9 protein-coding genes are annotated in these 10,485 nt (G+C 65.8%); all 9 read left to right on the top strand.

Going from position 1 to position 10,485, the window contains the following annotated elements; all coding sequences use genetic code 11:
- Window positions 1-87 precede the first annotated feature (87 nt).
- Window positions 88-1,080, top strand: a complete 993-nt coding sequence (locus DMR_RS09850) for a SurA N-terminal domain-containing protein (RefSeq protein ID WP_043600431.1) — start codon at window positions 88-90, stop codon at window positions 1,078-1,080.
- Between the two features lie 65 nt (window positions 1,081-1,145).
- Window positions 1,146-2,570 (top strand): RodZ domain-containing protein, encoded by a 1,425-nt coding sequence (locus tag DMR_RS09855; protein ID WP_043600432.1) that lies wholly within the window; start codon window positions 1,146-1,148, stop codon window positions 2,568-2,570.
- Window positions 2,571-2,731: 161 nt separating this feature from the next.
- Window positions 2,732-3,481 (top strand): DNA repair protein RecO, encoded by a 750-nt coding sequence (locus tag DMR_RS09860; protein ID WP_015860760.1) that lies wholly within the window; start codon window positions 2,732-2,734, stop codon window positions 3,479-3,481.
- A gap of 195 nt (window positions 3,482-3,676) precedes the next feature.
- Window positions 3,677-4,549 carry a glycine--tRNA ligase subunit alpha gene (locus DMR_RS09865; RefSeq protein WP_015860761.1) on the top strand — a complete coding sequence of 291 codons (873 nt, stop codon included), beginning with the start codon at window positions 3,677-3,679 and terminating at the stop codon, window positions 4,547-4,549.
- Window positions 4,550-4,561: 12 nt separating this feature from the next.
- On the top strand, window positions 4,562-6,655 hold the full coding sequence (glyS, locus tag DMR_RS09870) for a glycine--tRNA ligase subunit beta (protein ID WP_015860762.1): 2,094 nt from the start codon (window positions 4,562-4,564) through the stop codon (window positions 6,653-6,655).
- An 82-nt stretch (window positions 6,656-6,737) separates the two neighbouring features.
- The gene (rpsT, locus tag DMR_RS09875; RefSeq protein ID WP_015860763.1) at window positions 6,738-7,007 is read left to right on the top strand and encodes a 30S ribosomal protein S20; all 270 of its coding nucleotides are present in this window, start codon (window positions 6,738-6,740) and stop codon (window positions 7,005-7,007) included.
- 197 nt (window positions 7,008-7,204) lie between these two features.
- Entirely contained in the window at window positions 7,205-7,762 is a 558-nt protein-coding gene (locus tag DMR_RS09880; protein ID WP_015860764.1) for a hypothetical protein, read from the top strand.
- Window positions 7,759-8,343, top strand: a complete 585-nt coding sequence (locus tag DMR_RS09885; protein WP_148208402.1) for a dienelactone hydrolase family protein — start codon at window positions 7,759-7,761, stop codon at window positions 8,341-8,343. Before DMR_RS09880 ends, DMR_RS09885 begins: the two co-directional genes overlap by 4 nt.
- A 31-nt stretch (window positions 8,344-8,374) precedes the next feature.
- The gene (locus DMR_RS09890) at window positions 8,375-10,426 is read left to right on the top strand and encodes a M1 family metallopeptidase (RefSeq protein WP_015860766.1); all 2,052 of its coding nucleotides are present in this window, start codon (window positions 8,375-8,377) and stop codon (window positions 10,424-10,426) included.
- The last annotated feature ends 59 nt before the right edge of the window (window positions 10,427-10,485 follow it).

Here is a 10,485-nt window from a genome sequence, read left to right on the forward strand (position 1 = left end):
GGTCAGGCGACGCTTCCGGGGCATCGCCGGGCGGGCTCGGCGAGCCCATTGCAGACGGCTGCCTTAGCCCCATTCATGGAGGATACTTTGCCGCAAATCGCGAAATTTTTTGGTGTGTTGGCGCTTCTGGCGAGTCTGGCTACCCCGGCCGGAGCCGCCGAACTGGTGGATCGAGTTGTGGCTGTCGTCAACGGCAAACTCATCACCCTGTTTGACGTCAATACCCGCGTGGCGGACATGGTCAAGCAGACCCAGGGCGTGGCGCTTAAGCCCGATGATCCCCGCCTCGACGATCTGCGGCGGCAAGTGCTGGAAAGCATGATCACCGATATGCTCATCGAAAGCGAGGCCAACAAGCTCAAGGTGACGGTTTCCGATACGGAAATCGATTCGCAAATCGAAGAGATCAAGAAAAAGAACAACCTTTCCCAGCAGCAGTTCGTCACGGAACTGGCCAAGGAAGGCCTGACGCTCAAGCAGTTCCGCGACAAGATGCGCCTGGACAGCATCAAGAAGCGTCTGCTCGGTTTCATGGTGCATCGCAAGGTGCTCGTCACTGACGACGAGATCCGCGACTACTACGAGAAGAACAAGGGCAGCTTGTCCGCCGCCAAGTCCGTGCTCGGCCCCAAGGTTTCCGGAGGGCTCGGGTTTATCATGGTGCCCAACAAGAAGCAGGCCGAGGAATTGCGCGACAGGATCAATTCCGGTTCCATGTCCTTCGCTGATGCGGCCAAGAAATTTTCCATCGGGCCTGGCCGCGACCAGGGCGGCGATCTGGGCGACGTGCAGATCAAGGATCTGGCTCCGCCTCTGCGTAGCGCGCTGACCGCCGTGCCTCCCGGACAGGTCAGCGAACCGGTCCTTCTCGACGGCAAAGCCGTGCTGCTCGTCCAGCGGACGGCCTCGGCTCCGGCGGAAAAGCCAGCTGCCCCGGCGGCAGCGGCCGGGTCGAATCCGTCCTATGAGGCGGCCAAGGAACAGATTCAGGAACTGCTCTATAAGCAGAAATTCGACAAACTCTTCCAGGAATACATCGACAATCTGCGGTCCAAAGCCGTCGTTGAAGTCAAGCTTTAGGGCTTGCGATGGTCCGCCGGGCGTCCTCCCGCTCCCGGCGTTACGGACTCAGAGGAGTTTTTTGTATGGATTTGCGTGAGATAGGGACGATGCTACGCGAGGAGCGGGAGCGGCAGGGACTCTCCCTCGACACGGTGTCGGACAAGACCAAGATATCACGATCCTGTCTGGCGGCCATTGAGGAGGGTAACGACAGCCTGTTGCCCCATCCGGTGTATGCCAAGGGATTCATAAAGAATTACGCGCGATTGCTCGGGGTGGACCATGCGGAGTTCGCCTCCCGTCTCTCGACCGTGTATCAGGTCGAAGAGCCGACGGCGTTTCGCGACATCTCGCTTGTTACCGACCTTCCCGACGATGATTGCGGCTGTAGCGTGTCTTCGTCCGCTCCCCGCCCGCCGGTAACGCTCTGGCTCGCCGGAGCCGGGGCCGTTCTCGTCGTCCTGGCCCTGGGATGGTATCTTTTTTCGCATGTGTTTTCCGGCTCCGGCGCATCCGGCGACGAGGTCAAGCCGTCGGAAACGGCCACCGTTGCTCCGAGCAAGCCTCTTGCTGCGCCCGCCCCCGAGCCAACGCCGCCTGTGGCGGCTCCCACGCCGGTTCAGCCCGCGCCGACCGTGCCGCCGGTCGTGACGCCCACCGTGCCGCCGGCCGTGACGCCGGCTCCCGCCGAGACGCTCAAGCCCCAGTCGGAAACCGCCAAAACAGGCGCGCCCACAGCCGACGACAAGGCCACCCAGGACATTGCCGTCAGCGGTCCGGCCGGTTCGGCTCCGGCCGTGCCCGCCGCCCCGGAGGCCACGCCCGCAGCCCCGGCCGCCCCGGTCGCGCCAACAGCCAAGAACTTTACCGTGGGCGAAACCGGACCCCATGTCGTGACCATCGCCGCCAACGAGCGCTGCTGGCTCCAGGCCGGAGCCGACGGCGGGGCCATGCACGAAACCATGCTCGAAAAGGGCGACACCTTCACCGGCCGATTCGCCGACAACATGCTCGTGCGACTGGGCAACGCCGGTGCGGTGGAAATCCATTTCGACAACAAGCTCTATCCCCTCCAGGCCGGCAAGGGGTCGGTCAAGACGCTCAAGTTTGTGGCCAAGAAAACCGACCAGCCGACCTCGGCCAATGGTCAGGGACAGCCTTCGGCCGTGCCCCAAACGGCTGCGGCGCCGACGGCCCAGCCGGCTGCGTCGCTGCCCGTCGCTTCCCCGGCCGTCGCCCCCACGCCCGGCCCGGCCGCCGAGAACGCCTCCGGAGCCAAGGAAGTCGAGATCTACGGCCAGGACGGCAGCTGGGTCATCGTCAGCCCGGACAAGGGGCCGTCCAAGGAAATCTACGTGAAAAAGGGCCAGCGCATCACCGTGCCCTTTGGCGAGAAGATTGAAATCAAGCTCGGCAACCCGAGCAGCGTGGTGTTTCGCTACAACGGCCAGGAAACGCCGGTGACCACCGAGAAGGGGGCCATCAAGACCATCCGGTTCCCGCAGTAAGGGAGCCAATGGTCAGGCGCGTCCGACCTTGGCGGCAGGCAATGGAAAGCGGTCTGGGTTCGTCCGAGAACACAGGCTTACGGGCGCTTGTCAGGGCGCTGTGGACGCTTGTCGGCGTTTGCAGCGCCTTGACCGCGCCGTGACGGTCGGACCGGGACGGCATGGAGTATAGCGATCAGGCCCTCATACTGGCCGTCAAACGGTTCCGGGAGATCGACGCCTGGGTGCGCTTGCTCTCGCCGACGCGGGGGGTCTATACGGCCTTTGCCTTCGGGGGGCTCAAAAGCCGCCGCCGTTTCCTGGGTTGCCTTGATCCGCTCAACCACGTCCAGTTCAAGGTGCGTCGCTCGGGCTATCGCGGCTACCATTGTCTGGCCGAGGGCAAGCTGCTTGATGCCCCAAGGCAGTTGCGAAGCCATCCCCAACGCCTGGGCATGGCTGTTAACTGCTTGAAATTTTTCGAGGCCGCCCCGGTCGCTCCGGGAAGCTTCGCCCAGGCGTACGGCCTGATGCGCGCGATGCTCTCGACCCTGGACGCGGCCGACGAGCCGTCGCCGCTTTTTCCGCTCCTTTTTCGGGCGCGGATGACGTTTTTGCACGGCATGTTGCCGGCCTGCGGCCAGTGCGCCGTCTGCGGCCAGCCCCTGGGCCATGACGGAGCGGTGTGCCATGTGGAGGAGGGGCGGGTGGCCTGCCCCGACTGCCGCGCGGCCGCCTCGGGTGGCGTGCATGCCCGCCTTGGCGGTGAGGCGCTGGCGCTTCTGGCTTCGGCCGTGGAGCAGGGGCCGGAGCAGTGGGCCGCCTGCCGGCCCCATCCGGCCGCCGGCCGGGAGTTTTCCCGGGCCGTGGATCTCCTGGTGCGCTACCACATGGGGCTGGCCTGGGAGCAGGGTGGATTCGTGCGAGCCTGATTTGGGGGGCGCGCGGCGTATTTCGTAGGCCCGGTCGGACTGTCGTTTTGCCTCGGTCCTGCTGGACCGGCCCAAGCGGCCGGTGAACGGATTTTATTTGGCCGGGAGGCTTTTCGCGGGGCGCGGCGCGTGCGCCGGCCCGCCCCGTCGCCGCCGCTGCCCGGCCGGCGGCGAAACCTTGAAATCGGAGCGAGCATGTACTTTCAGGATGTCATTTTGACGCTGCAAAACTTCTGGGCCAAGTCCGGTTGCCTGGTGGTCCAGCCCTACGACAGCGAGGTCGGGGCCGGCACCTTCAATCCGCATACGTTTTTCCGGGTCATCGGTCCCGAACCCTGGAACGTCGCCTACGTGCAGCCCTCGCGCCGCCCCACCGACGGCCGCTACGGCGAAAATCCCAACCGCCTGCAGCACTATTACCAGTTCCAGGTGATCCTCAAGCCCTCGCCGGACAACATCCAGGATCTCTATTTGCAAAGCCTGGCCGCCCTGGGGCTTTCCGCCTCGGACCACGACGTGCGTTTCGTTGAGGACGACTGGGAATCCCCCACCCTTGGGGCCTGGGGCCTGGGCTGGGAAGTCTGGCTCGACGGCATGGAAGCCACCCAGTTCACCTACTTCCAGCAGGTGGGCGGCATCGACCTGTCGCCGGTTTCGGTGGAGATCACCTATGGCCTTGAGCGCATCACCATGTACCTGCAGCAAAAGGACTCGGTCTACGACCTGGATTGGAACGACCAGGTCACCTACGGCCAAGTGCACCAGCGCGGCGAATACGAACATTCGCGCTACAATTTCGAGGAATCCGACGCCGCCATGCTCCTGGCCCATTTCAATGCCTGCGAGAAGGAGTGCAAACGGCTGTGCGAACTGGGCCTGCCCTGGCCGGCCTATGACTACTGCCTCAAGTGTTCCCACGCCTTCAACATGCTCGAAGCCCGGGGAGCCATCTCCATCACCGAGCGCACCGGCTACATCGGCCGGGTGCGGGCCCTGGCCTCGGCGCTGGCCCGGCTCTACGCTGCCCAGCGCAAGGAACTCGACTATCCCCTGCTCAACAAAGGCTAAAGGAACCACGCCATGTCCCATTTTCTGTTCGAGATCGGATTCGAGGAGATGCCGGCCCGGTTCCTGCCCGGGCTCGTCGACGAGGTGAAAAAGCTCTTTGCCGAAGGGCTGACCCAGGCCAAGGTCGACTGCGGGACCATCGCCGCCTTTGCCACGCCCCGCCGTCTGGTCGTCAGCGTGCCCGACCTGGCCGCCGCCGCCCGCCGGGAAGAGGAAGTCGTCAGCGGCCCGCCCGAGAAAGTGGGCTTCGACGCCGCCGGCGCGCCCACCAAGGCCGCCGAGGGCTTTGCCAAGGGCCAGGGCCTGGACGTGTCCGCCGTCTTCGTCATGGACACGCCCAAGGGCCGCTATCTGGCCCTGCGCAAGACCACCGGCGGCGAGGCCGCCATTGAACTCCTGCCGGCCCTGTGCCTGGAGGCGGTCAAAAAGCTCTCCTTCCCCAAGCGCATGCGCTGGGGCAGCCGCGAGTTCGCCTTTGGCCGGCCGGTGCACTGGTTTTTGGCTCTTCTCGACGACGCTGTGGTGCCGTTCCAGTTCGACGACATCACCTCCGGCCGCGCTACCTACGGCCAGCGCATCATGGGCCCCGGCCCCTTCGAGGTGCCCACGGCGGCCGCCTATTTCGACATCATCCGCGACAAGGGCAAGGTCGTTCTCGACGCCCGGGAACGCGAAGGCATCGTGCGCTCCCAGGCCGAAGCCCTGGCCAAGGAAGCCGGCGGCACGGCCGTCATCAATCCGGCCCTTTTGGCTGAGGTCACGGGCCTCACCGAACATCCGGTGGTGCTGCTTGGCCGTTTCGACCCCAAATTCCTCGACGTGCCCCGCGAAGTGCTCATCACCAGCATGGAGAGCCATCAAAAGAGCTTTGCCGTGGAAGACGGCAAGGGCGGGCTTCTGCCCGTTTTCCTGACGACCCTGGGCCTTGTGCCGGGCAATGTGGAACTCGTGCGCCGGGGCTGGCAGCGGGTGCTGACCGCCCGCCTGGAAGACGCCCGGTTTTTCTGGGAGGCCGATCTTTCGGCCAGCCTGGAAACCTGGCAGAAAAAGCTGGAAAACGTGGTCTTCCTGGCCGGCCTTGGCTCCATGCGCGACAAGGGCAAGCGGTTGGAACGGCTGTGCGGGCTTATCGCCGAACAGGCCGGCAAGCCCGAGATCATGCTGGAAGCCTCCCAGGCCGGCGGACTGGCCAAAGTTGATCTCGTTTCGGATATGGTGGGCGAGTTCGCCGAACTCCAAGGGATCATGGGCGGCATTTACAGCCGTCGCAAGGGCCAGTCCAAGACGGCCTCCCGGGCCGTGGCCGAGCAGTATCTGCCGGCCGGACCGGACAGCCCCGTGCCGGCGACCCTGGCCGGCGCCATCCTGTCCATCGCCGACAAGGCCGACACTCTGGCCGGCTGCTTCGGCCTGGACATGGCCCCGACCGGCGCGGCCGACCCCTACGCCCTGCGCCGGGCGGCCCTGGGCATCTGCCGCGTCGTCATCGAGCACGGCTTGCGCCTGGACCTCATGGAACTGCTCCAGGGAGCCATCGACGGCTACGGCGAGGTGAAGTTCAAGGTGGACCGCACCCACGTCCTGGCCAAGCTCCTCGACTTCTTCGGCCAGCGCCTCAAGGCCTACTTCACCGGCCAGGGCTACGACACCTTGGTGGTGGAAGCGGCCCTGGGCGCGTCCTACACCGACATCGCCGCGCTGTCGGCCCGTCTGTCCGCCCTGGCCGGATTCGCCGCCAAGCCGGACTTTGACCAGGCCGTGCTGACCTTCAAGCGGGCCGCCAACATCATTCGCAAGCAGGGCGTGGGAGCCGGCGTGCCGCTGACCGGCGCGGTCAAGGCGGCGCTCCTGGAAGAGCAGGCCGAGAAGGATCTGGCGGCGGTGTGCCAGGACGTGTTCCCGCGCTTCGATGCGCTCTTCGATGCCGGCGACTACGGGGCGGTGCTGGAGCTGCTTTACGAGCTGCGGCCGTCGGTGGACGCCTTCTTCGACAACGTCATGGTCATGTGCGACGACATGGATATGCGGCTTAACCGCCTCAATCTGCTCAAGTCGCTGGTTGACCGTCTGGGCCGGGTGGCGGATTTCGCCGCCCTACAAGTGTAATATTCGCATAAATTGCTTGACAGGGTTGGCGCATTGGGCTAGCTAATCCTGCTTCAGCGAACACTTCACGGAGGAACGATCCTTGGCCAACCATAAATCCGCCATCAAACGGCATCGTCAAAACCTTTTGGCCCGGGCTCGCAACCGGGCGGTCAAGACCCGCGTGCGTAACGTCATCAAGGCCGTGCGCGCCGCCCTGATCGGCGGGGACGCCGCTGCCGCCGAAACCGCCCTGCTGACCGCCACCAAGGTGCTCGACAAGGCCGCCACCAAAAAGATCATTCACTGGAAGACCGCCGCCCGCAACATCTCGCGGCTGTCCACTGCCGTCAACAAGGCCAAATCGGCCTAGTCTTCCGGTTTACTGGTGTTTTTCCAAGGCCCGCCGCGAGGTTTCGCGGTGGGCTTTTGGCGTTTGCAGCATGGCGACTGCGGCTGTTTGGCTGGGCGGAGTGGGACGGTCCTGAGGCTTTTGCCGGGGTGAATTTCGGCTGGCGCTTGCGCCTTGGCCGGGGCAGAGTCGGGCGACGCACCCGAAAGGAGCAGGGCATGGGCAAATGGTTTGGAACGATGGTGTTGGCGATGCTGTTTACAGCGCTCGGCGGGGCTGTTGCCTTTGCCGGGCCGCCCGTTTCCGCTATTTCGGCCAGTTACGACGCGGACAAGCCGGCGGCCGGCCGGCCCCATCCGGCCGCGACCGAGGCGGAAAAAGCCCTGGACAAGCTGCTGCGGCTTTCGGAGAAGCGCGTCGGGCTGGTGGCCGCGCTGCTTGGCCGACCTGGCGGCGGCAAGGGCGAGGCCGCCTTGGCGCGCGAGCTGACCACCGTCCGGCTACGCCATGATCTGTCCGAGCTGGAACGCAAAGCCGTTCGCGACAACTGCAAAGGGCGCTATATTCCTGGTGAACTCTGCGGCCTGGATTACAATCCGCTCACCTGCGCCCAGGACGAATCCGACGCGCCCTATAGCTACCGCACCACGGCCGCGACTGCCGACCGGTCGGACATCACCTATTCCTGGCCGGGCTCGGCCGCCCCTTCGGCGAGCTTTGTCATGGTCCGGGAGGCAGGGGTCTGGAAGCTCGACGCCGCGCGGTGTCTGCCGTGACCGGGGAGAATGGGCGAGCGAGGCGGCTGCTGGTCGCGGCCGACATTTACGGCATCACCCCGGCGCTTCGCGCCTTGGCGGCCGATCTCGGCGGCGAGGCCGAGTTCCTTTCTCCTTGGGAAGGCGAGGGCAGTCCCTTTGCCACGGAACAGGACTCCCACGCCGCGTTCGTTGCCGGGCCCGGGCTTGAGGCCTATGCCGAGCGGATTGCCATGGCGTCGGCCGGGGAGCCGGTTATGCTGGTGGGATTTAGCGTCGGGGCCACGGCGGCCTGGCTTTTCGCCGCCGGGCAGCATTGTCATCCAGACTGCCGGCTCGTGCTGTTCTACGGCTCGCGCATCCGCCATTATCTGGATTTGCGCCCGCGTTGCCGGGTGGAGGCCATTTTCGCCGAACACGAAGCGGCTTTTGATCCGCAGGCCGTGGCGGCGGCCATCGCCTCGGAGACGGTGCGGACCGAGGTCGTGCCGGACTCGGCCCATGGATTTATGAACGCGCTTTCGCCGGGCTATGACGCGGCGTTGGCCGGGCGGCAGCTTGCCGCGCTACGCACGGCAACGGCAGAAGTCCTGTCACTGTAAAAAGCCGTCGTCACGGTACGGGAGCTTGGTCATGAAACAAGGCAGGATGAAAGCCCGGGTCCGGTACTGGGTGGTTGTGCTGCTGTGGGCGACGTTGCTGCTGGCGAACACGAGCGCCCCGTGTCTGGCCGCGCCCAGCCACACGATTGACGCGCGTTTTGATCCCGCCGCCAGGACCCTGGCCGTCACGGCGACATTGATCCTTCCAGGCGGGCAGGGCGGGCACGTCGTCACCCTTGCGCCCACGGCCAGGGACTTGCGTCTTGCCGCCGGCAACGTCGCCATTGCCTTCCAGCGTGCCAAGGACACTGTCCGCTTCCATACGCCGCCGGGCACGTCGTCGATCCGGCTGGACTATGTCCTGCCGCTGGACGCGCCGCCGGAGGAACTGCCGGTCTCCATGGACAATCCCGGCGCGCTGGCCTCGGACGCGGTCAGCGGCGCTGACTGGGCCATGCTCATGCCGGCAAGCCTCTGGCATCCGCTGCTTGCGGGTAGGGCCAACGCCTACCATCTGCGCTTGAGCGCCCCAAGCGGCATCAAAGCCGTCACCCAGGGAACGCTTGGACGAATTGACGATCAGGATGGGCAAACCGTCTCCACCTGGGACATTGCCAAGCCCGTGGGCCGTCTGGGCCTTTGCCTGGCTCCCTACACGCTTTCCGAGGCCAGGGACGCGCCGGCCCTGGTCCAGACCTTTCTGCTGGCCCAGTCGAACCGATTGGCTGCGACCTATCTGGCCGCTTCGGCCAAGTATTTGCGCTTTTACACCGATCTGCACGGACCCTACGCCTTTACGAAGTTCGCGGTGGCGGAGAATCCGCTGCCCACGGGCTACGGCCTGCCGTCCTACACGTTGCTCGGCTCCCAGGTCATTGCCTTGCCCTTCATTCCGGCCACCAGCCTGCGCCACGAGATCGCCCATTCGTGGTGGGGCAACGGCGTGCTGGTGGACGACGCCGGGGGCAACTGGTGCGAGGGGCTGACCACCTATGTGGCCGATTACCTGGCCAAGGAGGAGGAGTCGCCCCAGGCGGCCCGGGAGTATCGCCTGAAAACCTTGCGCGCCTTTGCCGCCTTGGCCGGCCAGGGCCAGGACATGCCGCTGGACCGCTTTGGCGGGCGTTTTTCGCCGGCCAGTCAGGCGGTTGGTTACGGCAAGGCGATGTACGTCTTTCACATGCTGCGTGGCTTCGTCGGCGAGGCCGCCTTTTGGCAGGGATTGCGCCAGCTCTATGCCGCGCGTCTTTTCAAGCCCACCTCCTGGGAAGACATCCGCCGCGTCTATGCCGGGCTGCCCGGGTTCGACGCGGCCCGCAGCCGGCGCTTTTTCCGCCAATGGCTGACGCGCCCGGGCGGCCCGACCCCGCGGCTGGAGCGGGTCGCGGCCAAGGCCAATCCGGCCGGCGGCTATGACGTGACGGTTGTTGTCGGCCAGGGCGGGCAACCGTATCTGCTGCGTCTGACTCTTGCTGTCGAAACCGAGGCCGGCCAAACGGCCACGACCTTCGTCATGGACAGCCGGCGGCATACGGCGTCGCTGACCGTGCCGGCCAGGCCGCTGCGGGCGGTCCTGGACCCCGGGGCCGACTGTTTCCGGCTACTGGACGCGGCCGAATCCCCGCCCACGGTCAACGCGGTCAAGGCCAGCCGGGCGCTGACGGTGCTGGTGGCCGACGACGCGCCCGAGAGTCTCCAGGCCGCCGTGCCCCGGCTGTTGGCCGGCCTGGGCCAGGAAGGCGCGCGGTTGATCCGGGAATCCGCCCTGGATGGGCCAGCCGTCGCCGCCCTTGGGCAGGGCGACGTGCTGGTCGTGGGTCGGCCCCGGGTGGCCGTCGAGGGCATGGTCGACGCCCTGGCCTTGTCGCCGGAGAGCGACACGGCGTTTGCCGTGGTCAAGCGGGGGCAAGGGATCGCGGCGGCATTCACGGCCCGGCCCGAAGCGGCGGCCAAGGATGTGGAAGCGGCGGCGGGCAAGGTCACCCACTATGGTTCGTTTGGGATTGTGGGATTCAAGGAAGGCAAGAACGTGCGGAAAAGCACGCCGGAACCAGCGGATTCGCCGTTAATCAAAACATTTTGACGTCTCCATGTGGGGGCCGGGGGGGCGGTCGGCCCCCGGCCGCCGGAGGCATCCGCCTT

This window comes from Solidesulfovibrio magneticus RS-1, assembly GCF_000010665.1.
GTDB classification, from domain to species: Bacteria; Desulfobacterota; Desulfovibrionia; order Desulfovibrionales; family Desulfovibrionaceae; genus Solidesulfovibrio; species Solidesulfovibrio magneticus.

Bases quoted from the DNA above. Each gene is read 5' to 3' on its own strand.
- DMR_RS09855 (WP_043600432.1), top strand. From the start codon at position 1,146: ATGGATTTGCGTGAGATAGGGACGATGCTACGCGAGGAGCGGGAGCGG.
- DMR_RS09860 (WP_015860760.1), top strand. From the start codon at position 2,732: ATGGAGTATAGCGATCAGGCCCTCATACTGGCCGTCAAACGGTTCCGG.
- DMR_RS09865 (WP_015860761.1), top strand. From the start codon at position 3,677: ATGTACTTTCAGGATGTCATTTTGACGCTGCAAAACTTCTGGGCCAAG.
- glyS (WP_015860762.1), top strand. From the start codon at position 4,562: ATGTCCCATTTTCTGTTCGAGATCGGATTCGAGGAGATGCCGGCCCGG.
- DMR_RS09880 (WP_015860764.1), top strand. From the start codon at position 7,205: ATGGGCAAATGGTTTGGAACGATGGTGTTGGCGATGCTGTTTACAGCG.
- DMR_RS09890 (WP_015860766.1), top strand. From the start codon at position 8,375: ATGAAACAAGGCAGGATGAAAGCCCGGGTCCGGTACTGGGTGGTTGTG.